Below are 23,661 nucleotides of genomic sequence, written 5' to 3' on the forward strand. Positions count from 1 at the left end.
TAATTTAAAATAATCGACTTATAGATAAAAAATACATTAATTGAATAATACAAGAACTTATTGTATGTTATTTGGTTTATGCAAAAATTAGTTTAAAGGCGCAGTTCGCTTGCAGTATGTGTTCATTTATTCCATACTTAGACTCAAAAAAGTTACATAGGTTTTTTTATGCAAAAATGGTCGCCTACGTCTTGGCTCCAGTACTCGTATTTACAAGCTGCAACTTATTCTGATAATGAACAGTTAAATAAAATTGTAGATCAACTGAGCCTTTTACCTCCACTCGTTACCAGTAGTGAAGTAAACAATTTAAAAAAAGAAATTGCACGTGCTGGACGTGGGGAAGCCTTTATTCTTCAAGGGGGTGACTGTGCTGAATCATTTAATGACTGTCGTTCGGAAATTATTAGTAATAAATTAAAAATCATTTTACAGATGAGTTTGATTTTATTGCATGGCTTAAGAAAGCCCATTATCCGTGTGGGACGCATCGCTGGTCAATATGCAAAACCCCGTTCTTCGGATTATGAAACAATTGAGGGCGTTACTTTACCCAGTTATCGTGGCGATCTGGTCAATTCTCCAGAATTTACCCAGGAAGCACGAGAACCTAACCCTAAATTATTGTTGCAAGCCTACAACTGCTCAGCGATTACCTTAAATTTTATACGTAGTTTGCTCGATAGTGGTTTTGCTAGCCTTAATCACCCCCAGCAGTGGGATTTAAGTTTTGTTGAGCATTCAAAGCAAAAGGAAGAATACCAGACTCTAGTTAAATCAATTGCCGATGCGTTGGACTTTTTAGATACTATTGGTGGAATACAATCCAGTAATTTATCTAAAGTCGATTTTTATACTTCTCATGAAGCATTGCATTTGCATTACGAACAAGCATTGACACGGCAAATGGAAGATGGTTTATGGTATAACCTTTCTACTCACCTCCCGTGGATTGGTATGCGCACCGCACAAACTGACAGCGCGCATTTGGAATTTTTACGTGGCGTAGAAAATCCTATTGGTATCAAAATCGGTCCGGGGGCCACTCCCGAATGGCTGGAAGAAGTATTGAACAGAGCGAATCCCCAGCGCGAAGAGGGACGTCTTTTGTTGTTTACCCGACTCGGAGCACGACATATAGATAAACTGCTTCCCCCTCTTATTGAGGCAGTGAGAAAAACAAAAATCCCAGTCACCTGGTCCTGTGATCCCATGCATGGTAATACAGAAACTACAACACATGGCATCAAAACACGTCACTTTGATAACATCCTTTTAGAACTAAAACAAGCTTTGGAAATTCATCGCAATATGGGTAGTTATCTAGGTGGTGTTCATTTTGAACTTACGGGTGATAATGTTACCGAATGTATTGGCGGTGCTCGCGGATTAGCACCTGATGATCTGAAAAAAGCCTATCATAGTCTGGTTGATCCCCGACTCAACTATGAACAGTCAATAGAAATGGCCATTCAATTGAGTAGGCAGTTTAGGAATGAATAACGCTCTATTTGCCAAGAGATTGGTACTTCCTAACCTTTCTTAATAGAAATCAAGTAGCAACTGTTTTGACCGTAAATTCAAGATGGTGCTACATCCGGCCTATTTTCAATTTCTTATCAAGTCGCATTGCAAAAAATAAAGACACAGCTGCCTTTCATGATTCAAAAAATTCTTTGATTTCAAATGGCGCCATTTTCATAGAGAGGATTATAATAGTCCTCACAAGATATGGGGTTCTAGAACAATGCCCCTCTATCACCTTCATCATAGAGGACTCTTTTAACAATGAGCTTCACTTCAGACTCAAAAATAATTACGATGAATACGCTTTTCCTCTATTTCAGAATGCTATTTTCTATGGCAGTTAATTTGTACACTTTGCATGTAGTATTGAATACTTTAGGTATTTCTGATTATGGGATTTATGGAGTAGTGTCCGGGATAGCAGTATTATTTTCTTTTCTCAAAAACTCGATAAATGGCGCCACTTCGCGTTTTCTGACCTTTGAATTAGGATGTAGTAGTAAAGAAAAATTGAAAAAAATTTTCTCCGCAGCATTAACTATTCATATATTGATTGCGGGTATTATATTTATATTAACTGAAACGGTAGGATTATGGGGATTGGGAAATAAAATTGTTATTCCTATAGAACGTATACCTGCTGCAAATTGGGTATTCCAATTATCTATTATCAGTATAATGATTTCCGTAATTCAAGTACCGTATAGCGCTATGATTATTGCACATGAAAGGATGAATGTGTATGCATACATAGAAATATTAAATTATACATTACAATTATTAGCTGTTTACTTTTTGTCAGTAGTTGGTAGTTTTGATAAATTAATTTTATATGCTGCGCTGCTCCTGGGCGTGTCATCTTTTATTACATTGGTATATAAGTTTTATTGTGTGAAAAACTTCTCAGCGTGCCGATATAAATTGAGATGGGAGAAGGAAATTATCTATCCAATGTTAAAGTTTTCTGTTTGGGATTTATACGGCAATATGGCTGTTGTAACAAAATTACAGGGTATAAATATACTTTTCAACTTATACTTTGGTGTGGCAGTAAATTCCGCATACAGCATAGCTACTCTAGTTGATAGCGCGATAATCAATTTTTCAGGAAACTTTCTAGCAGCAGTTCGCCCGCGAATAGTGAAATATTATGCTGCAAATGAAATAGAAAGAATGGAGCACTTGATAATTAATTCAGCTAAAATCTCATTCTTTCTTCTTTTTTTTACATCCCTTCCTCTTATTATTGAGAATCACTTTATACTCCATTTTTGGTTAACAAATGTACCTGAGTATACTGTACTATTTTGCCAATTAAACTACATAAATAGTTTGCAAGCATCCATGTTTTTTGTGCTTATATTTGCTATTCATGCAACAGGACAGATAAGATCATTTAGTTTTATTTCGGGTAGTATTTATTTATTAGTAATACCCATTTCCTATTTTTTATTGAAAGCAGGATATTCACCAATAGTACCATTTATAGTTAATACTATTTTATTTGTATTTTACTTTGCTGCATCTTTAATTATGACTCATTTATTAATTCCTCAATTTTCCCTCGGTCGTTTTTTATTTAAAGTTGTTTTTATTTGTTTTGCAACTCTTCTGATAGCCTCCATAATACCCATTTATCTACACTATTGTTTTGTAGAAGGATGGTTGCGATTTATTATTGTGGTGGTAACTTCTACCGTCTCAACCGCGCTCTCTGGATACTTTATTATGTTAAATAAGGAAACGAGGCAACACATGCGAGGAATGGTTTTTAGTAAAGTAAGTTTTAGGAAATTAAGCAATGAATACACCTAAAATATCAATTATAGTGCCGGTATATAATACAGAGAAACTTCTTCCAAGAACATTGCACGGTATTTTAACTCAAACATTTACTGATTTTGAGGTATTGTTGATTAATGATGGTTCAACAGATAATAGCGGAAAAATATGTGATGAATACGCGAAAAGGGATAGCAGGATAAGGGTATTTCATAAAGAAAATGAAGGGGTGGGTAGCGCGCGACAATTAGGGGTTATAGAAGCTAAAGGAGTTTACTCCACTCATATAGACAGTGATGATTGGGTTGAACCTAATATGTTATTGGATATGTATAAACAGATAGCAACAGAAAATAGTGATATTTTAATAACCGATTATTATTTAGATAATAAGTACATGCAACGCTGTTCTCCTTCATTGAAAGCAATAGTTCTTGCAGAAGATATACTGCGTTTCAAAGCACCGGGTTCTGTGTGGGGTGTTTTGATAAAACACAAATTGTATTTTAGGTATAATCTTTCTTTTTCTCGAACAGTTTACTGTGGAGAAGACATTTTAGTTATGGTGGAGCTGCTCTTGAATGAGCCAAAAGTAAGTTTTTTGCCCCAAGCATATTACCACTATTCCCAAGATAATAATAACTCTCTTACCCGAGGAGAAAAGAGCAGAGATAAATTATACAATCGAAGCCTATTCCTGAGTGAATTAAAATCACTTCTTGTCAAATATAACCTCAATATATCCTTGATTAGTAATTTCAATGTTAGCTATAGATTAGTTGCGATTCATAGCGGCTTACTTTCAGAAGAAGAATATAAGTTACTATTTATCGATAATAACTCTCAATATGATTGGAAGGTTTTTGGTTTTTGGCAATATGTATGTTTAAAATTGACAGATAGCCTTAATTATAAGGCTGGAATGAATCTGTACAAAAAACTTTGTTCTATTAAATACACCTCTTTAAAATTCATGGCTATTATCTTTATGAAAGTCTTCTTGCAAAAATATAAAGATCACAAAATCTAAATTATTCAAGGACTCGCCATAATCGGCAGACCTCGCTTGCTTCAAAGAGAGGTTGCCCCCACTTTTACTCATACAGAAATGAAAAATCAAGACTAAACTCCCTCAAGCAATATATCGAGGTCAAGTGATGAACGTCGGCCAAGGTCATTTGCATGCTCCTTAAGAAAAGCTTCAGCAGCCCGACGCCCTTCATCTCGAAGCATGAGCAAAAAGTCCCATTCTGCATTGAGCTTGGAGGAGGAACCAAGTTCAAGCATGATGTCGCTACTTACCCGGTGTATTCGCATGCCTGCCCATTTCGCCCCTTCGGAGTTATCTGGATGTGCCAATTGTCGTAATAAAGCAATCATACGAAGTTCCTTGAGTAATACTGCGTTGAACGAAACTTCATTCAATCGATTGAGGATTTCTTTTGCTGATTGAGGAAAACCTAGTCGTGTTACAGGATTAATTTGCACTAAAATCGTATCTTGCGATTTACATTCTCGTACAAGCGGTGTAATTGTAGGATTTCCTGAGTACCCTCCATCCCAGTAGTGCTCTCCATTGATCTCAACAGCCTTGAACATAGTAGGTAGACATGCCGATGCAAGAAGTACCTCAGGCGTGATTTCGTTATTGCGAAATACTCTTCCTCTGCCAGTGCTAACGTTTGTCGCAGTAACGAATAATTTGATTGAACTTTGTGACAATCGTTTGAAATCAATGGTTTTTGCTAAAATATCGCGGAGTGGATTTATCCCTAATGGGTTAAGATCGTATGGAGAAAACACTCGAGACATGATGTCCATAGTGATGAACAAAGGAGAATGATCAAGCGACCATTGACCCAGAAGAATATCAAGCGGACTGCGTTGAAAAAAACTAAAGCGTGCTGCCTCGGAGATCTTCTTCCAGAACGATTCAAGTGAATTGCGTGCTCCCTGAGGACCGTCTTTGGTGTAACCATCAACAAGGGCTACAGCATTCATGGCACCAGCCGATGTACCCGAAATACCATCAATTCGCAGCTTCTTTTCTTCTAACAAACGATCTAATACGCCCCATGTAAAAGCACCATGAGCTCCACCACCTTGTAGAGCCAAATCAATAAGAATCTCATCAGCAATTTTTTGTGAGCGTATCATAAGGAACGACATCCATTTCTTTGATTATACGTAGAGAAGAATCCATCTTTTCATTACTGAATAATTTATTTATGAGCAGTGACTTCGCAGGGGGCTACCCTAATATTAAAAGTCATAGCTTGAAAATCATTATGGCATAAACCATTCTATTTAACATAGAGATAGGTCAAAAAAATTCGGAGCGGAATTTGAGTTTACCGCATATGCAGGCTAATCAGGGTAGTAATAAAAAAATTTAATAATAGAATGCCTTATTGATTGATAGTCATCATAGTTACCAGATGAACGGTATAAGTCGAGTCGTGACTTTTTTTGATACTCCGTATATCCAGGCAAATCCCGTGCAAGTATTTCTCCTCATTGAGGATGCGGGCAACCAGAATTAATAAGAAGATGAGAGTCAAAAGCAACGTCCACCACGATCCCAGTGCAAGTGGCGTGCCAATGAAAAAAATATAGCGCCGAAGTACATCGGGTGACGGACGAATCCGTATAAGCCAGTCGTAATCACTTTTTGTCCCTCCTCAACACGAATGTTGGCAGCAGCATAGGTGTTTACTTTTGCAACAAGATAGAAAATATAGAATGAGACAACAATGAGCGCGTCACCAATGATCGAAACGTACCATGGTACTGACGACCAGCCTAAGCGTACATCGAGCGACGCCAGAACGACAAGCAGAATACATGTGACATAGAGACAAAGATAATGATTTTCTGGGCAGGTTCCTTTTCATGCGATACGCCTGCTTCGGTACGACGCTTGAGAAGAGCAGGATCATGTTTTGCTAGGTACACACTGTATGAAGTTTAGCATTTTCTCTCAACAAAAGACTTCCTCAGAAGAGGTTTTTGATGCCCAACTAACAAACAATCATTAATGTAAGCCCGGGTACACAAACCTGTATCTTAATCACATCTATGCCTACGCCCCGCGGCTTGTCCGCGGGAAGTCGAAGTAGAACTGGACTGGTTTTTCAACGATGTGTAGAAGATTCAGGCCAACAAACCCAGGCTACAATCCCGATCATTTTTGATGATAATAAGGACTAAACTCATGAACAGCTTCAATCATGGCAGCAACATGTTCCGGGGGGACGTCAGGAGTTATACCATGGCCGAGATTGAAGACATGTCCTGAACCTGAGCCGAAGGATGCCAATACTTTTTTTACTTCTTCTCGAATACATTGTTCCGAAGTCAACAACACAGAAGGGTCAAGGTTTCCCTGTAACGCGACTTGATTACCTACTCTTTGACGGGCTTCACCCAAATCACATGTCCAATCAATTCCCAAAGCATCACATCCCGTAATCAGCATTTTTTCTAACCATTGACCGCCACCCTTGGTAAATAAAATAACAGGAATGTGGGGATAATGTGCTTTAATTTGTTGTACAATCTTCTGCATATACTCCAGGGAAAATTTTTGATAATTTTCTGGTGTTAAAATTCCCCCCCAGGTATCAAAAAGCATGACTGAATTAACACCAGCCTTAATTTGTTCAATAAGGTAATTTGCTACTGATTGTGCCAATTTATGCAACAACATATGGGCAGCTTCACTTTCGGTATAGAGCAAATGCAAAATACGTTTAAAGTCTCTAGTGCTTTTGCCTTCAACCATATAACATGCCAAAGTCCATGGGCTGCCTGCAAAACCAATTAAAGGAAGCTCTTTTGGCATTTCTCGACGAATGAGCCGCACTGCATTCATTACATAAGCTAAAGACTCTGGTTCAGGGAGTTGTAAGTGAGTAATTGCCTGGGTATCGTGTATGGGGCGATCAAAACAAGGTCCCTCCCCTTCAGAAAAATATAAACCTAATCCCATTGCATCAGGAATTGTCAGAATATCGGAAAATAAAATAGCCGCATCCAGGGCATAACGGCGCAAAGGCTGTAAAGTAACCTCGCACGCAAGTTCAGGGTTCTTGCAAAGACTTAAAAAATCACCCGCCTGCTCTCTGGTCTTGCGATACTCGGGTAAATATCGTCCCGCTTGACGCATCATCCATACGGGAGTTCGCTCCACAGGTTGTCGCCTTAGAGCACGCAGAAATAGAGATTGATCCAGATCATACATCATGTTATCCCAACATCATCAAATGCCTAATCCTAACATATTTACTGTAATATCCACTCTAAATAATGCAAAAATTGACTCCGAAGCGAATAAAGGAACAGGATCATCACTCTATAGCTCTATATGTAACCTCAACTCGTGGGTGGGGTTACATAGGAGTAACTATTTCGATAAAATCGATAAATCATTTTTGAGCAGGTAGAAATAACATTGGATACTTTAATTATAAAAGCCCTGAATGTAAGTACTAAAATTGGCGTTTACGAATGGGAGCAACGTATTAATCAACAGTTATTAATTGATATTAATATTGATACCGATTTCAGTTCATGTCAGGAAGATTTGACTAAAACCATAGATTACGAAGCACTTTGCAATCGTGTGACTCTTTATGTTGAATCAAAATCATTTCAACTCATTGAAACAGTAGCTAATGAAGTCGCAGATTTAATCAAAAAACAATTCAAAGCGTCCCAAATTACAGTAGGAATTAGTAAACCTCATGCAATCAAAAATGCAGGAAACATTCAGGTAGTTGTTCGGCGTTAAACACAACCTGGTTGGATTTCGCCAGTCTGGCAAGATAGTAATTTAGGGCCTGTTACCCTGCACTGGTAACCATACCATTCAGATGCTCATTTTTGGCTAGAATCATTTGGGCCTGTTGAGCAAGCGCTCGATTAGGATAAGGTCCTACTACTACACGAAACCAATTACCTTTTGTAGCATGACTTACAGGAACAATGTATACACTAAACCCTTTAAGTATTAATGTACCTTTCATTTGTTCTGCATCTTTGCGTGCTTTAAAAGAGGCCACTTGCACCAAAAACTTTCCTCTGTCTGTTGAAGAAACAGATTTTGGTGCAAGTGTTTTATTAATCGCTCCAGGATATTGTTGGGCTTTAGAATTATTTGTTCTTGCTGAGGCTGCGGCTGTAGTTGCTGCACGAGCAACATTGACAGATGATGTCTTGGGCGTTGATGTAGAAGCTGTAGTGGGTATTGTAGAAGTAGTTACGGATGCAGCAGGTTGAACTGATGTTGCAGAGTTCGCATTGGCTTGTGAATTAGGAACTTTTTCATTAGCCAGAAGAGTATAAAACTCAAATTTTGGTTTAGGCGGTATTGCTGTACGTTGTTGTGCCTCTGGTTTGACCGGTTCTTTTTTTATTTCTTGATGCGCCAAAACCTGAGAATTTACCCAATGGCTGATGGTTTCGATATCGAAAAAAGAAGCAGTCAAATAACCTAATAAAAAGGTAAACATACTCACTAGAAGCTGATGCGGTGCACTGCTTCGCGACCGCGAAGAACGCCTATTTCCATATTCTTTTGTCATCACATACTCTCAGGAGCTGAAACGCCCAATAAGTCCAAACCGTTCTTTAATACCTGACGCACCGCCTCGAGCAAGCAAAGACGTGCACATCGTAATTGCTCTTGCTCACACAAAAGCTGAACAGCATTATAATAACTATGTAAGCCATTGGCTACTTCACGTAAATAATACGCCACTTGATGAGGCTCACAACAAGCAGCCGCTAATTCCACAATTTCCGGATATCGACTAATTAAAGAAATCAAATGAGTTTCATGTGGTTGATCCAACAAATCAATATTCTTTAGTCCAATTGCTTTATCCCACAGCAAACCTCGTTCCTTTAATTGTCTTAATACAGAGCGTATTCTGGCATGAGCATACTGAATATAATAGACCGGATTATCACTTGACTCCGATTTTGCCAAGTCCAAATCAAAATCCATATGTTGTTCTGACTTACGTGCCACATAAAAGTAACGCGCCGCATCATTTCCTACTTCATGGCGCAGCTCCCTTAAAGTAACAAAAGACCCACTGCGCGTCGACATTTGGACCCGCTCAGAACCACGATATAAAATAGCAAATTGAACCAATAATACATCAAGTGCGCTTTCATCATGCCCCAATGCCTTAACTACAGCACGCAACCGCGTGATATAACCATGATGATCTGCACCAAAGATATCAATTACCCGATCATATCCTCTATCATATTTATTCCAATGGTAGGCAACATCTGAAGCAAAATAAGTGGTTTGGCCATTAGCCCGGACCAGTACTCGATCTTTTTCATCGCCAAAATCAGTTGCTTTAAACCAAAGTGCCCCTTCTTTTTCAAAAGTATGCCCACTGTCTTTTAGCGCCTGAATGCCTTTCTGAATTGAGCCATCTTCAAATAAAGATTGTTCAGAGAACCAGTTCTCGTATATCACCCCAAACTCAGCAAGATCATCTTTAATATCGTCAAGAACAGTATTTAATGCATGTTGATGAAACAGGGCAAAAACATTCATACCTAGAAGTTGTTTTGCACGAGAGACTAAAGCATCAATATAAACTTCTTTATCGCCGCCATGAGGCTCATCGAGGGGTAAACCTTCTGTTACAGTAGTCCATGGATATACATATTCCTTACCATGCTCAGCCCAAAATTCCTGCGCTATTTCGGAAACATAACCACCTTTATATGCATTGGCAGGAATAACAACAGGTTCACCTGCAAGCTCCAGATAACGTAACCACACACTGGCCGCAAGAATGTTCATTTGTCTTCCAGCGTCGTTGACATAATATTCTAATGTTACATCATAGCCGGCAGCTTTTAAGACATTTCCCAAAGTAGCACCAAAAGCAGCACCTCTCCCATGGCCTACATGCAAAGGACCTGTTGGGTTAGCAGAAACAAATTCAATCAATACTTTTTGATCTTGGCCAATCGTGCTGCGTCCAAACCTCTCTTCCTTATCCAGTATTTCGCCAATAATTTGTGAGCGAGAACTGCTGCGTATAAAGAAATTAATAAACCCCGCCCCAGCAATTTCTACTTTTTCCACAGCAGGATCAACGGGGAGAGCCTGGACTAAAAGTTCTGCTATTTTGCGCGGTGCTTGACGGCACGGTTTTGCTAAAATTAAGGCCAAATTACTGGCATAATCACCATGAGCGGAATCTTTTGCACGCTCAACCTTAATCTCAATGTCCAAATCAGGAGGTACATCGCCCGACTTTTGTAATGACATTAAAGCGTGTTTTAAAAGCTGCTCTACAGTTTGTTTCATGCGACTCGGTTTCCATCAAAAATGAAGCTATTATGCGCTTTTTTGTGCCATATGAAAAGGTTTTATATCCTCATACCACACAATTTGCTGGCTTGCTAAAACAGCAAATTGTTACTGTCCTAACTATGAGTTACACTTAAACACCATCATTCAAAATCATTAATACTGTGTTATCTAACTCTTGCGAATCACTAACGGGTATCGGACCAACGCTTGCAGCAAAACTTGCCAAATGTGGCATTCACTCAGTGCGTGATTTACTGTTTCACCTACCTTACCGTTATCAAGACAGAACCCGAATAACCCCTATTCAAGATTTACGTCCCAATGATTGGTGTGTGATTGCCGGACGAGTATGTAAAACAGAAATTAAACCCGGTAAGCGTGCCATGTTACATTGTTACATTGAAGATAAAACAGGCATACTAAAACTGCAGTTTTTTCATTTTAATAAAAATCAAATCAATAATCTAAATAACAGCACAATGATTCATGCATTTGGAGAAGTACGCGAATTCAACAATACCCTGATTATGACTCATCCTGAATATCAGTTACTTGATGATGAAAGTGAATGTCAGGTTAATGAAACACTCACTCCAATTTATCCAAGCACACAAGGCTTGAGTCAAACACGTTTAAGACAGTTGGTCGATGTGGCCTTAAAAAGTTGTAAACAGGAACTTCAGCAATTGGAATGGATGAATGCAGAACAATTGCGGACCAATAATTTTTTTCCTCTGGGAGAGGCAATTCAATTATTACATAATCCCCCTCCAGATATCTCGGTGCAATCGCTCGAAGAAGGTCAACATCCTGCCCTAAAACGGTTGGTTTTTGATGAGTTATTAGCACAGCGTCTCAGCATGCAATTTGCCAGGGAATCACGTAATGCATTACACTCTGTCGCATTGCCTGCAGATCAAAACTTGAGTCAACGTTTTTTAAACTCTCTTCCCTTCCCCCTCACCCATGCACAGCATAGAGTTGCCCAGGAGATCAGCCAAGATTTAATGCAAACGAAACCCATGTTGCGCTTGGTACAAGGCGATGTAGGAGCAGGAAAAACCATTATTGCTGCTCTGGCAGCATTACAAGCGATTGCTAATGGACAACAAGTTGCCTTTATGGCACCAACTGATTTATTGAGCGAGCAACATGCTAATAATCTTATCCATTGGCTTGAACCTTTGGGAATTAAAACAATACGGCTCAGCGGAAAAATGAAACTTAGCGAGCGGCGTATGGCACTTGCTGCTCTTGCTGATCACAGCTGCCAGTTGATTATTGGCACTCATGCCTTATTTCAAGAGTCAGTGAACTTTGCCCGCTTAGGCCTAGTCATTATCGATGAGCAACATCGATTTGGAGTAGAGCAAAGATTGCTTTTGCAACAAAAAGGACAGCAGGATCAACTCATTCCTCATCAATTATTAATGACTGCTACACCTATCCCAAGAACACTATCCATGACTCACTTTGCCCATTTGGATATCTCGATTATCGATGAATTACCCCCTGGGCGTATGCCCATTGCTACAGCTGTATTAAGCCAGAGTAAACGGGAAGAAGTCATCAATCGATTACAAGTTGCCATAGCCCAAGGACGGCAAATTTATTGGGTTTGTACTCTCATTGAAGAGTCAGAAAAACTACAATGTATGGCAGCTACTGAAACAGCACATGCATTACAAGAACAACTTCCCGGGGCCAGGGTAGGTTTGGTGCATGGACGGATGAAGCCTTTAGAAAAAGAAGCAACTATGGCCGCATTTAAATGCGGCGAAATAAATTTACTGGTTGCCACAACAGTGATTGAAGTTGGGGTGGATGTTCCTAATGCCAGTCTTATGATTATTGAAAATGCGGAGCGTCTGGGTTTATCCCAACTTCATCAATTACGCGGCCGAGTAGGAAGAGGCACCGCCCAGTCCCATTGTATTTTGCTTTATCAATCACCACTTTCACAGCAAGGTGCTGAGCGATTAAAAATAATGCGTGCAACCAATGATGGATTTATTATTGCTGAAAAAGATATGGAATTAAGGGGTGCGGGAGAAGTACTTGGAACCCGTCAAACAGGATATCGGCAATTTAAAATTGCTGATATCCAACGTGATCGAAGCCTACTTCCTCTTTTACCCTCTACTGCCAAAGAACTTTTGCAGAACTCGCCACAAATTGCTCGTGATATCACCCAGCGCTGGTTAGGAAATTTTGAACAATTTTTACAAGGATAAAAATATTTTTTAAAATAGCCAAGTCAAGACTGTTTTTTATTTTTTTCTTTGTTAAGATAGTGAGGTCGATTTATCGCCCATCAACACATCCTGTGGATAACTTCTTTTACCATATCGTTTAATAAACGCTCAATATACGATCGGTTTTCAAAAAATCCTTATTTTAAAAGGACTTTTATCTCTTTAGCTGTTATGGCCTCTAAATTATTTATCCACAAAATCTGTGGATAATCCTGTGAACATGATGTAAAACACCTTATACAATCAGCCTGATGTGTACCTGATTCACAACTTTCCAAAGTGTTCTTTGAAGTTTTAACTTTGGAGGCTATCCTCAATTTTAGGTTTATTTTTCTTATCGAATTTATGACTAAATTTTAAGCCTCCTAAAATAAATTCAATTGAGTTTAAAAATTTTTAAAAATACCAAAGTCAAGACTGTTTTTTATTTTTTTCTTTGTTAAGATAGTGAGGTTAATTTATTGTCCTCCAACAACACATCCTGTGGATAACTTCTCTTACCATATCGTTTAATAAACGCTCAATATGCGATCGGCTTTCAAAAAATCCTTATTTTACAAGGACTTTTACCTCTTTTGCTGTTATGACCTCTAAATTATTTATCCACAAAATCTGTGGATAATCCTGTGAACATGATGTAAAACACCTTGTACAATCAGCCTGATGTGTACCTGCTTCACAACTTTCCAAAGTGTTCTTTGAAGTTTTAACTTTGGAGGGCCATCTTCAATTTTAGATTTATTTTTTTCATCGAATTTATGGGTAAATTTTAAGCATTCTAAAATAAATTCAATTGAGGTTAAAAATTTTTAAAAATACCAAAGTCAAGACTGTTTTTTATTTTTTTCTTTGTTAAGATAGTGAGGTCGATTTATTGCCCTCCAACAACACATCCTGTGGATAACTTCTCTTACCATATCGTTTAATAAACGCTCAATATACGATCAGTTTTCAAAAAATCCTTATTTTATAAGGACTTTTACCCCTTTGGTTCTTATGGCCTCTAAATTATTTTATCCACAAAATCTGTGGATAATCCTGTGAACATGATGTAAAACACCTTGTACAATCAGCTTAATTCCTCCCCCTCTCAGAGGACAGCAGGATATTTTGGAACAATCCCATTTTATGTAATTTTTAATATAAAAAAATTCTAAACCATGTTTAAATAGACGAATAAAATAGAGATGAAACTGAACCCAGGATTTTTGTGAGGAAAGCAAGAACTCACTCTTTGACCCAGGCTACCTTATTTAAAAATACAATATGGCCCAGCACGACAGATATTGGCAAGCAAAAAAAGTAACCCTTTTGGGGGCTATTTCAAATGCGCTACTTGGCGTCATTAAACTCATTGGCGGATATTTTTTCCATTCCCATGCGCTTGTTGCAGATGGAGTACATTCTTTATCAGATCTCATAACGGATGCGATGGTTTTATTTGCATCGAAATATGGCAGTCTTGATGCAGATGCAAGTCATCCTTATGGACATCAACGTATCGAGACCGCAGCGACCTTATTGCTCTCTCTTTTACTTATTTTCGCTGGCATTGGGATTGCTTGGGATTCAATATATGACTTGCTTCATTTCAATTATCTTGTGCCAAATTGGTTAACCCTTCCCATAATTTGCATTTCCATCATGAGTAATGAAATTTTATTTCACTACACACTGTATATTGGAAGGCGTATTAATTCCAAATTAATTACGGCAAATGCCTGGCATCATCGTTCCGATGCGGCCTCCTCTTTGGTTGTTTTAATAGGCTTAATTGGCAGTATCTCAGGTTTCATCTTTCTTGATGCCGTAGCAGCCATTATTGTCGGCCTCATGATTGTTAAAATGGGTTTGGACTATGCCTGGAATAGCGTCAAAGAGCTGGTAGACACCGCAGTCAGCCCAGAACTATTAACACGGATTGAAGAAGTAATTCAAAGTGTAGATGGGGTTGAAAAAATTCATCAATTACGTAGTCGTTCAATGGGAGAAGATGTATTAATTGATGTACATATTCTCGTTTCACCTAAAATATCGGTGTCTGAAGGTCATTATATAGCACAACATGTCCATCATGCGCTCACAGATCAAATAGAAAGTGTCAAAGATGTGATAGTTCATGTTGATCCTGAAGATGACGAACGCTTTTGTCCCTCCTTGCATTTACCCAGCAGAAGGGTATTACACGAATTATTATTAAATGAAGTACATATTGATTTCCCCCAAATTTTATTTTGGAATTTACATTATCTGGATGGTAAAATAGGGATAGATATAGTCTGTGATGAAACATTCACTCAGTGGCATGAATTGCATAATCGAGTAATTTTAGCGTTAAAATTACAGTCTGAGATTGTAGAAGTTCGTTTATTTAGCTTGCATGAAGCCATGCATCACCACTAAACTACGGGATTTGATTAAGTCTGGTTGTAGACTGAGGTTATTATAACCTGGGTGCAACGAAGCGAAACCCGAAGTTGAATAAACACGCTTAAACCCAGGTTCCGCTTCGTTGCACCCAGGCTACAATAATCCAAGCAACAATCTTAGTGATAAAATTCTAGAATAAATAACAGGATAAACGATGGTATCAGCTACCAGTTTAAAGATTTTTTTTGCATTTTCCATTTTTGTAGTCATCTTACTCGCGGGCTGGTATCCCTTTAAGAAACGTATTAAAGATGATCGACATATTGATTTTCCTGTGGGAGAGACCCTGGCTACTGGAGTATTTTTGGGAGCAGGTTTATTGCATATGCTTCCAGATGCAAATTTTTTATTTAAAAAAATGGGATACAACTACCCATTCGCCTTTATCATTACTGGAGCAGTATTCCTGATTTTCCTTTGGTTCGAACATTTAGGCAAAGAACTCTACCATCATAATACGAAGCATCCTGCTTTTGCCCTTTTAGCATGGGGAATGCTTTCAGTTCATTCTATTATGTTGGGAGCTGCCTTAGGGTTGGCACAATATAACTCCATGATTATCATGATTTTTCTTGCAATTATTACACATAAATGGGCAGAGAGCTTTGCAGTAGCAGTTCAATTAAATAAAAGTTCTATGAGCATGAACACCAGCTTAGTCTTTTTTATTTTATTCAGTTTGATGACTCCTTTGGGTATCTATTTAGGATGGTATTTTGGTCATGAGGTAGAAACTAATTCTCTATTTGATCCAATTTTAATCGCCGCGTCAGCAGGAACATTCCTCTACCTGGGAACACTACATGGTTTAGAACGCTGTGTTATGGTAGAGCGCTGCTGTAATCTTAAAGATTTCAGCTTCGTGATTATAGGCTTCACACTGATGGCGTTGGTGGCTGTATATGTTTAATTTTTTCCAACAAAAACCCATTATCCTCGCCTCAAGCTCATCAATAAGATTAAAATTATTGCAGTCTCTTGGAATTGAGTTTTCTGTAGTTCCTTCACATTGTGATGAAGAGGCAATTAAAACATCCTTCAAGTCAAAAAACGCATTGGAATTAGGCTATGCGCTTGCAGCAAGTAAAGCCTTGGAAGTGAGCCAGCACCATCCTGAACATTTTATCATCGCAGCAGATCAACTGTGTCTGTTTGAACAAACCCTGCTGAATAAGCCCCTGAACCATCATACAGCCATGGAGCATCTGCGTTTATTAAATGGTAAAGAGCATCTGCAAATTGCCTGTCTCTGCATTGCAAAAAGTAGCGAACTGCTCTGGCAACATCATGAAACAGCCTACTTAACCTTGCACCAATTAAGTGAAAAAACCATTGAGGCTTACTTACACAGTGAGAAACCCTATCATAGTTGTGGCGGTTATCACTATGAAAGTCTAGGTAAATGGTTATTTAAAGAGGTTCAGGGCAATGAAGATACCGTTTTAGGTTTACCTTTACTTGCTTTATCCAACGCTTTAATGAAGCTTGGTGCAGTCAGTTTCTGATTAGTTCATCATCGTTCCAAATTCCGCACTTCATTCAGGTGATACATGATCCCCAAAATACAAAAATCATTAACATAATGATTTATTGTATTTATTAAGATCATTTTGTTATGATTCTTTATCATTTGCTGAGGCATTGAGAAAAAAATGGAAGGAAAAATTGAAAATCCCGTTGCAGTAACGCCATCATTGAGTTTGTTTGAATTTAAAACTAAATTCACAGACCATATGAAAACATGTGCAATTTTTAAATTAACGTCTGAAAAGAGAATTGCTGAGTTAGAATTAAACAATGATCATGATGTTCTTATTAAGCTATATGAACAGATGATGGTCACAATTAGAGGACAAATCACTGTTTATCAAGGAAAGTTAACAGAAGCTGAGAGCTACGAAGAAGATAAAGAAACCTTACAGGGACGCATTAATACCGAAATTGCCAGACAAAAAAGAGAACTGGAGAAGTTACAATTACAATTGCTTCAAATCAAATCTTTAAAATTTTTATTCTCTTTAAACCCGCTTGAGTTATTTCAGGAAGCGCTAAAAAATAAATCCTCGGCGCTGCTTATTATCAAAAATTCGACCCTGATCGCCAAAATTTCCAACGATCAAATGCTCCTTATGACCCATCAAGACCCGGAGATCATTAAATCTTTAGCCTCTATCGTAGCAACACGTGAATACACGTTTGCAACACCCAATATTTTTGCTGCACTCAAACAACAAGTTCAAGCTGAGCCTGATCAACGCATCATCGTAGAAAAAGAAAATGCAGCAATCCGTGATTTATTACTCAAAATTAATAATTATCTCGATAAAAAAATAGAGAAGGCTGTAAAAGGAAATGCTAATCCATGGGCTTTGGGCTATTTTGGGTCACGCCATCAACTCGATAAAGGCGATAAAAAAGTACCTGTTCCCCAAGGTATTTATGAATTAAAAGAACATCTTAACCAACTCGGTAAAATCCTCCCGAGCAACATCTTAACCAAAATGCAAAATACACTTCAGATAAAGAATGTAGAAAGTAAGGATGAATCCTTGTTTCAACAGTTTAAACGACTTATAAGTTATCTTTTTGGATACGCCCAATCAGAACAGACCATAAAAGAATATGAATACCTTGAGCAAGTAACAATAGGAAAACAATCTATCTCTTGACAAAGCAAGCACATATCAAAACAATACTTCACTAGACTTCTTCGGAAACTTTACTAAGAAGAATTGCTTCGTCGATGCGGTGCTCTTCTCTCCCGGTAGCGAGTTTCCGAAGAAGTCTGATTTGAAAAATCATTAGATGGCTAATGGTTTTCAGATTAAAAAATTTCAATCGTAATTGGGACTCAACATGCAAATTACAAAAATTCAAGCTCGTGAAATTCTGGACTCTCGTGGTAACCCTACTGTAGAAGCAGACGTTATTTTAAAAAATGGAACCCAAGGAAGAGCCAGCGTTCCTTCTGGGGCATCAACAGGAAGCCGGGAAGCTTGTGAACTCCGCGATAATGATGCAAAACGTTACAATGGTAAGGGTGTACACCACGCAGTTGCTCATGTGAACCATGAAATAAATCAAGCGTTACACCTTTTTTCCGTTGAAGATCAGGACGCTTTAGATAATAAATTATGTCAATTAGACGGTACAGAAAATAAATCACGTCTTGGAGCCAATGCCATTCTTGCTGTCTCTCTTGCAGCCGCAAGAGCTCGAGCAAATGAGCATAAGTTGCCCTTATATGCTGCATTAAACCAAGGTGAAAAAATGTGCATGCCCGTACCCATGATGAATATTTTAAATGGAGGCGCACATGCAGATAATAATGTGGACATTCAAGAATTCATGATTATGCCTGCAGGAGCTGCTGATTTTCCCACGGCATTGCAAATGGGCACTGAGATTTTTCATGGATTAAAATCCGTTTTAAAAAAGCAAGGCTTAAATACTGCAGTAGGCGATGAAGGAGGTTTTGCGCCGAATATAAAATCAAACCGTCAAGCTCTTGACCTACTTTGTGAAGCAATTGAAAAGACGGGATTTAAGTTAGGCGATGAAATAGTGCTTGCTTTAGATGTTGCTGCTTCCGAGCTGTTCGATCAAGGCATGTATCACATGGCGTCAGAAAATCAAAAATTCACTTCAATGCAACTTATTGATTATTATACTAATCTTGTTACTAATTATCCTATAGTAAGCATTGAAGATGGGTTGGATGAAAAAGATTGGAGTGGCTGGAACCATTTGACTGCTCAATTAGGGGAAAAAATTCAATTAGTAGGTGATGATGTATTTGTTACTAATCCCAAAATTCTACAAGAAGGTATTACTCAAAAAGTAGCTAATGCCATCCTGATTAAAGTCAATCAAATTGGAACTTTGAGTGAAACACGACAAACAATTCAATTAGCTCAACAAAATGGATATCGTTGTGTGATGTCACATCGTTCAGGTGAAACAGAAGATACGTTTATCGCAGATCTCGCAGTTGCTACAGGTTGTGGTCAAATTAAAACAGGATCATTATGCCGTACTGATCGTGTTGCAAAGTACAATCAATTATTACGCATTCATGAAATGGCTGCATTGCCTTATGCAGGTAAATCCATATTAAAAAGATAAATTCAGGATCCTGGTTAAGTGTAGAATCGGTCGTCAAGCGGATGTTGTCATTTCTTGCGAAGGGGAATCCTTCTATAATTGAGCACATTGCCAATATAAAGATAGATCCCCGCCTGCGCGCACAACTGTCGGTTTTTGTCGCAAAAATAAAATCACATTTTATTCCATCCGAATCGGCTGCACAAACTTGAATGCATATGATCATATTTGATACAATAAGCACATTTTTAATATGCGAGTGAACATTATGGAAAAAAATTTGCTTGGCATAGCGTAAAAATTACTAGAGGTATAGTCCGTTTATTGATCATGGTGTTGATAAACAACATTGACGCATAATGGTCACTTGGAGTTCAAATAACCATCCAGGCCCTTAATATCTAATGCCTGGATGGTGAATAATTCTGGAAGCGATAAAAATGGCCAAAATTTTTAAATTAGATTTAAACTGAGGATTATGATAATGACCAAAATATTAGTGCTAGATATAGATGAAAATTTAATGATATTGCAGAGACCGAATCAAGGACATGATCTTACAGAAACTGCAAAAGAAACTCTAAGTCTAGAAAATGATACGAATGGATTTTTAAAAAAACCTCAGTTAAAAGAAAATATCCCTTTATCACGGGTAGAAGACTATTCAATAATCGCTTTAAGCAGGAATGAATGGGAAAAAATAGTTAAAAAAATAGATAAAGTAAATAAAGCTGCTATTAAAAAAGATGGTCAGCCAGCAATTATTGTTAAATTCATGACATCTGGAGGCTATGATAAAATAGCGTTCTTAAATAATGTGTTCAGCACATTTTATTACAAAAAAAATGAAGAAAAAATAGCAAGGAGAATAAAAAGAGGGCAATTTGAATTTTTTAATGCCGAAGATATAAAGAAATTATGGCGAGAAAATCCTTCTCTTGAAAGAGAGATGATAAAATCAAAACTGTTGGAACAGAAATTTCCCGAATGGCAGAAACAATATCCAGGAATAAATAAAAAAGATATCATTTTAATTGATGATAACAAGAAGATCATTGAAAACGCGGATATAAAAGGCTTTTCTACTCTTCATAATCCTACTTCTAAATCAAAAGATACGACCGATGCAGATTATAAAACTGCTGGACCAGAATTTTTTGCAAAACTTGAAAATGTAGTTAATGAAGTTGCTAAAGAATTCCCTATTCATAAAAAAGGATCAAAGAAAACGTCTTCTTATGCATTTTTTAGTGATGCTGAGAAAACAGCTTCTCAGGGAATATTCAATGATACTAGCAAGGTATTAAAGGCGTAAAATGCCAGGAATTCTGGACGAGTTTACACCGTAGCCCCATACAACTGTTCCAAATAATATGATTAGACGTATCCAATGATATGGACTCATCCTATCACTGGTTACAAATACTCTTAGCTTGACAGCAATGATCTGAAGAGGCCAGTATAGAGCTGCTTTTTTTCTTGATTCACCTGACTCCCCTATGCAATCTTTCTTAATCCTCCACAAAATGGATGTTGGTATTGTATTTAGTACGATTGAGGCAAAAACTGCTTCGAAACATTTTAATATTTGGCTCATTAGCAAATACCTTACGTGCAAATTCATTGTAATGATTCATATCTGCTACATGTATTATTAATAAATAATCGGTTTCGCCTGAAACAAAATAACATTGCTTTATCTCTTCTTGCTCCGCCATTTTGCGTTCAAAATGAGCCAATAAATCTTCTCTTTGCTTTTCCAAAGTAATATTTGCAAAAACAATGAGTCCGCGGCCTGCCTTAAAAGGATCGACCAGAGAAACATCCTTCACAATGATGCCCTCATCACGTAATCGTTTTACACGACGAAAACAAGGAGGAGCGGAAATCCCTACTTTTTCAGCAAGGGCTAGATTGGTAATTTGATTGTCTTTCTGCAATAAATTTAAAATTTTTCGGTCAATTTTATCTAAATATACCGGATCAGTCTTATTTTCCAATGCACTTCTATCACCATTTTTTTCCATATATTACCCAAAAGTAAAAATTTAACATTATAAAATGAAATAAAACATCATTAAATTAAAAATTTATTTATTTTTATTTCATGATAAATTCTCCTACCCATTAATAAGATACAAAAGGAAACAACTGTGATAAGAATAGCGCATATTGATGAAATTAATACGCTGAACCAACTCATTGAATATTCAGCCCGTGGATTAAGCCAAGAAGACTATACGAACCAAGAAATTGAAGGGGCTATTCATTTTATTTTTGGTGTGGACAAAGAACTTATTAAGGACCAAACCTACTATGTTATAGAAAAAGAAGGCGATGTCATTGCATGTGGTGGGTGGAGTAAACGAAAAACCCTGTTTGGTGGGGATCAATGCGCAGTGCGTGAGAAAGGTTTTTTAAATCCACAAACAGATTATGCCAAGATCAGAGCTTTTTTTGTCCATCCAAACCATGCTCGGCAGGGCCTTGGAAAAATGCTCCTGGAATATTGTGAACAACAAGCCTTATTTCATGGGTTTAGGAAAATGGAAATGATGGCAACCTTGCCCGGTGCAAAACTGTATGAGATTTGCGGCTATCAAATCATTGAACCGGAATATTTTGCTTTCCCCGACGGAAAAAAATTTAAAATGTTAAAAATGATAAAACATTTATAAATACCCGGGTCGAGCAGAGGAATATTTGAGTATGTGCCCTAAATGCAGTACGTACACTCCCCTGGATATGGTATTCCTGGGTGCACGTTGAAAAAGAGACCCAAACTTAATAAACCTCACTACGTACTGCGCTTTATGTTGTACGTAGTAGGATTTTGGATTTCCCCTGCACCAGGAGCGGTTACATTTGTAAACTAATTATTTTTCCGGGAATGATACTCAGGAATTTCTTTAGGATAGCAGCCTTTTATAGTTCTAAAGAAATCAAGAATCTTTGGAAAGTCCTTATCAATATCTCCTGATGGTTGGAATTTCTCATGAATTCGAACTTCCTTAGTTGCATAATCAGGACCTACCATAACGATAGGCAGTCCTGCTTGACACGCAATATGGTAAAATCCCTCTTTCCATCGGGTCACTGGACTACGAGTTCCCTCAGGAGTAATGGCAAGCTTAAACTCATCACGAGAACAGAATATTTCTACGACTTGCTCAACTGTCTTATTTTTTTTAGAACGATCCACTGGAGCGCCGCCTAAAGCTCTTAACAACAAACCTAGAGGAAAAAAGAACAATTGATCTTTCGCTAAAAAGTTAATTTTAACGCCGACTGAAAAACGCGCAAATAAGCCAACAACAAAATCCCAATTGCTAGTATGGGGAGCTACAACCACCAAATATTTTTTATCGTGCGGTAATTCGCCTACAACTTTCCATCCAAACAGTTTTAAAATAAAGTGTCCAAGTTTCTTCATAGTCGAAATCAATAATTATTTATCTTATTATATACAAATTATTATGCTGATACAGCTCTATCTCTTCGAAGACTAATTTTATCCGGATAGTTTAAATAAAAAAATGAATAAAACACAACACAGTAAAATATTTATACTAAAATGATACATATATAGGTGGAGCTATGGAGTGCCCCATGAAACAAGATCCTGCACTTGACTTTCCCAATCCACGTTTACTGGCAGCTGTTTACTACGGATTACTATCCGTTGTCGGAACGATACTTATCAATGGATTTCTTACAACAATTGGTTTTGAAGAGGTTGTGCCGCTTTTTTATGCAATTATACTAGGAATGGTTGTAGCCTCTATAACTGGGGCACTATTTGGGAAAAGCATCGTTCTATGTCCTAGACCTTACAAACTCAAGACTTTTTTGTTGGGCTTTATTATGGTTCTGCTTTCCTTGCCCTTTTTTGATCTGGGCTTGCTGCTCTTTATGGACACATCAGAAAATCAAGCATTGAAAGTAATCGATTTTAATGATTTTGTTTCTGCATACTTCATTGTCCTGGGTTACAGTTATATTCTTTTTGGCTTTTTACTTGCCATTGCTTCAGGTTTAGCCTCCATCTATTTACGTGGGAAATTTATTTACCAAATTTTGCGTACCGACAAACGACGAGACCATCGTTTACCACGATATGTTGGTGCTGCAGACAGAGAAAAACCTAAACCGGCAAAAAAAATCCGTACTTTGCAGCGCAAAAAAACTTGAGTACAATCTTCTAACTACTCA

At 37.8% G+C, this 23,661-nt stretch carries 20 protein-coding genes; 13 read left to right on the forward strand and 7 right to left on the reverse strand.

All coding sequences use genetic code 11. From position 1 onward, the window contains the following. Positions 1-168: 168 nt before the first annotated feature. The 3 genes from FOLKNPGA_RS13250 to FOLKNPGA_RS13260 all read left to right on the forward strand — a co-directional run bounded on the left by FOLKNPGA_RS13250 (position 169) and on the right by FOLKNPGA_RS13260 (position 4,339). On the forward strand, positions 169-1,503 hold the full coding sequence (locus tag FOLKNPGA_RS13250) for a 3-deoxy-7-phosphoheptulonate synthase class II (protein ID WP_182350345.1): 1,335 nt from the start codon (positions 169-171) through the stop codon (positions 1,501-1,503). A gap of 357 nt (positions 1,504-1,860) precedes the next feature. Then, positions 1,861-3,342, forward strand: a complete 1,482-nt coding sequence (locus FOLKNPGA_RS13255) for a polysaccharide biosynthesis protein (RefSeq protein WP_182350346.1) — start codon at positions 1,861-1,863, stop codon at positions 3,340-3,342. Beyond that, complete coding sequence (locus FOLKNPGA_RS13260; protein ID WP_182350347.1) at positions 3,329-4,339, forward strand: glycosyltransferase; 1,011 nt, start codon at positions 3,329-3,331, stop codon at positions 4,337-4,339. Before FOLKNPGA_RS13255 ends, FOLKNPGA_RS13260 begins: the two co-directional genes overlap by 14 nt. 92 nt (positions 4,340-4,431) lie before the next feature. On the opposite strand, the gene FOLKNPGA_RS13265 is transcribed toward FOLKNPGA_RS13260, so the two are convergent. The 3 genes from FOLKNPGA_RS13265 to hemE all read right to left on the reverse strand — a co-directional run bounded on the left by FOLKNPGA_RS13265 (position 4,432) and on the right by hemE (position 7,552). After that, positions 4,432-5,466: a patatin-like phospholipase family protein gene (locus tag FOLKNPGA_RS13265; RefSeq protein WP_182350348.1), complete on the reverse strand. Its 1,035-nt coding sequence runs from the start codon at positions 5,464-5,466 to the stop codon at positions 4,432-4,434. Positions 5,467-5,866: 400 nt separating this feature from the next. Beyond that, positions 5,867-6,151 (reverse strand): isoprenylcysteine carboxylmethyltransferase family protein, encoded by a 285-nt coding sequence (locus FOLKNPGA_RS19230; protein ID WP_370529207.1) that lies wholly within the window; start codon positions 6,149-6,151, stop codon positions 5,867-5,869. A 342-nt stretch (positions 6,152-6,493) separates the two neighbouring features. Next, a complete protein-coding gene (gene hemE / locus FOLKNPGA_RS13275; RefSeq protein WP_182352869.1) occupies positions 6,494-7,552 on the reverse strand; it encodes a uroporphyrinogen decarboxylase in 1,059 nt (352 codons plus the stop codon). A 210-nt stretch (positions 7,553-7,762) separates the two neighbouring features. Between hemE and folB the strand changes: the two genes are divergently transcribed. Then, a complete protein-coding gene (gene folB, locus FOLKNPGA_RS13280; protein ID WP_182350349.1) occupies positions 7,763-8,101 on the forward strand; it encodes a dihydroneopterin aldolase in 339 nt (112 codons plus the stop codon). Positions 8,102-8,153: 52 nt separating this feature from the next. Here the strand turns inward: folB and FOLKNPGA_RS13285 are convergent, their stop codons facing one another. Beyond that, positions 8,154-8,894 carry an SPOR domain-containing protein gene (locus tag FOLKNPGA_RS13285; protein ID WP_182350350.1) on the reverse strand — a complete coding sequence of 247 codons (741 nt, stop codon included), beginning with the start codon at positions 8,892-8,894 and terminating at the stop codon, positions 8,154-8,156. Continuing rightward, the gene (gene argS / locus FOLKNPGA_RS13290) at positions 8,894-10,654 is read right to left on the reverse strand and encodes an arginine--tRNA ligase (protein WP_182350351.1); all 1,761 of its coding nucleotides are present in this window, start codon (positions 10,652-10,654) and stop codon (positions 8,894-8,896) included. Before argS ends, FOLKNPGA_RS13285 begins: the two co-directional genes overlap by 1 nt. Positions 10,655-10,821: 167 nt before the next feature. On the opposite strand from argS, the gene recG reads away from it, so the two are divergent. The 7 genes from recG to FOLKNPGA_RS13325 all read left to right on the forward strand — a co-directional run bounded on the left by recG (position 10,822) and on the right by FOLKNPGA_RS13325 (position 20,764). Then, positions 10,822-12,894 carry an ATP-dependent DNA helicase RecG gene (recG, locus tag FOLKNPGA_RS13295; RefSeq protein WP_182350352.1) on the forward strand — a complete coding sequence of 691 codons (2,073 nt, stop codon included), beginning with the start codon at positions 10,822-10,824 and terminating at the stop codon, positions 12,892-12,894. Positions 12,895-14,181: 1,287 nt separating this feature from the next. After that, a complete protein-coding gene (locus tag FOLKNPGA_RS13300) occupies positions 14,182-15,318 on the forward strand; it encodes a cation diffusion facilitator family transporter (RefSeq protein ID WP_182350353.1) in 1,137 nt (378 codons plus the stop codon). A 181-nt stretch (positions 15,319-15,499) separates the two neighbouring features. Beyond that, entirely contained in the window at positions 15,500-16,255 is a 756-nt protein-coding gene (locus FOLKNPGA_RS13305; RefSeq protein WP_182350354.1) for a ZIP family metal transporter, read from the forward strand. Next, positions 16,248-16,850, forward strand: a complete 603-nt coding sequence (locus tag FOLKNPGA_RS13310) for a nucleoside triphosphate pyrophosphatase (protein WP_182350355.1) — start codon at positions 16,248-16,250, stop codon at positions 16,848-16,850. The genes FOLKNPGA_RS13305 and FOLKNPGA_RS13310 overlap by 8 nt, the downstream gene beginning before the upstream one ends. A 147-nt stretch (positions 16,851-16,997) precedes the next feature. Further along, positions 16,998-18,014, forward strand: a complete 1,017-nt coding sequence (locus FOLKNPGA_RS13315) for a hypothetical protein (protein ID WP_182350356.1) — start codon at positions 16,998-17,000, stop codon at positions 18,012-18,014. A gap of 187 nt (positions 18,015-18,201) precedes the next feature. After that, complete coding sequence (eno, locus tag FOLKNPGA_RS13320; RefSeq protein WP_182350357.1) at positions 18,202-19,470, forward strand: phosphopyruvate hydratase; 1,269 nt, start codon at positions 18,202-18,204, stop codon at positions 19,468-19,470. Positions 19,471-19,933: 463 nt separating this feature from the next. Further along, positions 19,934-20,764: a hypothetical protein gene (locus FOLKNPGA_RS13325; protein WP_182350358.1), complete on the forward strand. Its 831-nt coding sequence runs from the start codon at positions 19,934-19,936 to the stop codon at positions 20,762-20,764. A 196-nt stretch (positions 20,765-20,960) separates the two neighbouring features. On the opposite strand, the gene FOLKNPGA_RS13330 is transcribed toward FOLKNPGA_RS13325, so the two are convergent. Next, a complete protein-coding gene (locus tag FOLKNPGA_RS13330) occupies positions 20,961-21,476 on the reverse strand; it encodes an Lrp/AsnC family transcriptional regulator (protein WP_182350359.1) in 516 nt (171 codons plus the stop codon). A gap of 126 nt (positions 21,477-21,602) precedes the next feature. On the opposite strand from FOLKNPGA_RS13330, the gene FOLKNPGA_RS13335 reads away from it, so the two are divergent. Next, positions 21,603-22,127, forward strand: coding sequence for a GNAT family N-acetyltransferase (locus FOLKNPGA_RS13335; protein ID WP_182350360.1), 525 nt, complete (start codon positions 21,603-21,605; stop codon positions 22,125-22,127). A gap of 194 nt (positions 22,128-22,321) precedes the next feature. On the opposite strand, the gene FOLKNPGA_RS13340 is transcribed toward FOLKNPGA_RS13335, so the two are convergent. Next, positions 22,322-22,882 (reverse strand): 1-acyl-sn-glycerol-3-phosphate acyltransferase, encoded by a 561-nt coding sequence (locus FOLKNPGA_RS13340; protein ID WP_182350361.1) that lies wholly within the window; start codon positions 22,880-22,882, stop codon positions 22,322-22,324. 176 nt (positions 22,883-23,058) lie between these two features. Here FOLKNPGA_RS13340 and FOLKNPGA_RS13345 point away from each other — a divergent pair, with 176 nt between their 5' ends. Then, positions 23,059-23,640 (forward strand): hypothetical protein, encoded by a 582-nt coding sequence (locus FOLKNPGA_RS13345; protein WP_182350362.1) that lies wholly within the window; start codon positions 23,059-23,061, stop codon positions 23,638-23,640. Positions 23,641-23,661 lie beyond the last annotated feature (21 nt).

The organism is Legionella sp. PC1000 (assembly GCF_014109805.1).
Lineage (GTDB): Bacteria > Pseudomonadota > Gammaproteobacteria > Legionellales > Legionellaceae > Legionella > Legionella resiliens.

What these genes read in the sequence shown, in the direction of transcription:
- FOLKNPGA_RS13250 (WP_182350345.1), top strand. Translation starts at nt 169, where the DNA reads ATGCAAAAATGGTCGCCTACGTCTTGGCTCCAGTACTCGTATTTACAA.
- FOLKNPGA_RS13300 (WP_182350353.1), top strand. Translation starts at nt 14,182, where the DNA reads ATGGCCCAGCACGACAGATATTGGCAAGCAAAAAAAGTAACCCTTTTG.
- FOLKNPGA_RS13265 (WP_182350348.1), bottom strand. Translation starts at nt 5,466, where the DNA reads ATGATACGCTCACAAAAAATTGCTGATGAGATTCTTATTGATTTGGCT.
- FOLKNPGA_RS13255 (WP_182350346.1), top strand. Translation starts at nt 1,861, where the DNA reads ATGGCAGTTAATTTGTACACTTTGCATGTAGTATTGAATACTTTAGGT.
- argS (WP_182350351.1), bottom strand. Translation starts at nt 10,654, where the DNA reads ATGAAACAAACTGTAGAGCAGCTTTTAAAACACGCTTTAATGTCATTA.
- FOLKNPGA_RS13260 (WP_182350347.1), top strand. Translation starts at nt 3,329, where the DNA reads ATGAATACACCTAAAATATCAATTATAGTGCCGGTATATAATACAGAG.
- FOLKNPGA_RS13330 (WP_182350359.1), bottom strand. Translation starts at nt 21,476, where the DNA reads ATGGAAAAAAATGGTGATAGAAGTGCATTGGAAAATAAGACTGATCCG.
- hemE (WP_182352869.1), bottom strand. Translation starts at nt 7,552, where the DNA reads ATGTATGATCTGGATCAATCTCTATTTCTGCGTGCTCTAAGGCGACAA.
- FOLKNPGA_RS13310 (WP_182350355.1), top strand. Translation starts at nt 16,248, where the DNA reads ATGTTTAATTTTTTCCAACAAAAACCCATTATCCTCGCCTCAAGCTCA.
- FOLKNPGA_RS13285 (WP_182350350.1), bottom strand. Translation starts at nt 8,894, where the DNA reads ATGACAAAAGAATATGGAAATAGGCGTTCTTCGCGGTCGCGAAGCAGT.
- eno (WP_182350357.1), top strand. Translation starts at nt 18,202, where the DNA reads ATGCAAATTACAAAAATTCAAGCTCGTGAAATTCTGGACTCTCGTGGT.
- FOLKNPGA_RS13345 (WP_182350362.1), top strand. Translation starts at nt 23,059, where the DNA reads ATGAAACAAGATCCTGCACTTGACTTTCCCAATCCACGTTTACTGGCA.
- FOLKNPGA_RS13340 (WP_182350361.1), bottom strand. Translation starts at nt 22,882, where the DNA reads ATGAAGAAACTTGGACACTTTATTTTAAAACTGTTTGGATGGAAAGTT.
- FOLKNPGA_RS13315 (WP_182350356.1), top strand. Translation starts at nt 16,998, where the DNA reads ATGGAAGGAAAAATTGAAAATCCCGTTGCAGTAACGCCATCATTGAGT.
- FOLKNPGA_RS13305 (WP_182350354.1), top strand. Translation starts at nt 15,500, where the DNA reads ATGGTATCAGCTACCAGTTTAAAGATTTTTTTTGCATTTTCCATTTTT.
- FOLKNPGA_RS13325 (WP_182350358.1), top strand. Translation starts at nt 19,934, where the DNA reads ATGACCAAAATATTAGTGCTAGATATAGATGAAAATTTAATGATATTG.